A 398-nucleotide genomic window follows, 5' to 3' on the forward strand; every position below is an offset into this window, starting at 1 on the left:
CCACGCCCTCCACAGCCTGGGGCGTTACCAAGAAGCCGCCGACCTCCACCGCACCACCCTCGCCGCCAGCGAGCACATCCTCGGCCCCGACCACCCCGACACCCTCACCAGCCGCAACAACCTCGCCCACGCCCTCCACAGCCTGGGGCGTTACCAAGAAGCCGCCGACCTCCACCGCACCACCCTCGCCGCCAGCGAGCACATCCTCGGCCCCGACCACCCGGACACCCTCACCGGCCGAGGCAACCTCGCCATCGCCCTCCGCAGCCTCGGCCGGTACCAGGAAGCCGCGGACCTCCACCGCACCACCCTCGCCGACCGCGAACGCACCCTCGACCCCCACCACCCCAACACCCTCACCAGCCGAGGCAGCCTCGCCAACGCCCTCCGCAGCCTCG

The 398-nt window shown here is 72.9% G+C and carries 1 protein-coding gene; it reads left to right on the plus strand.

All coding sequences use genetic code 11. The annotated features are described in order from the left end of the window. Positions 1-398, plus strand: a 398-nt coding sequence (locus tag ACIO3O_RS41750) for a tetratricopeptide repeat protein (RefSeq protein WP_401755941.1), incomplete at both ends; no start/stop codon positions are given.

This window comes from Streptomyces sp. NPDC087440 (assembly GCF_044744005.1).
In the GTDB taxonomy this organism is placed as follows: domain Bacteria; phylum Actinomycetota; class Actinomycetes; order Streptomycetales; family Streptomycetaceae; genus Streptomyces.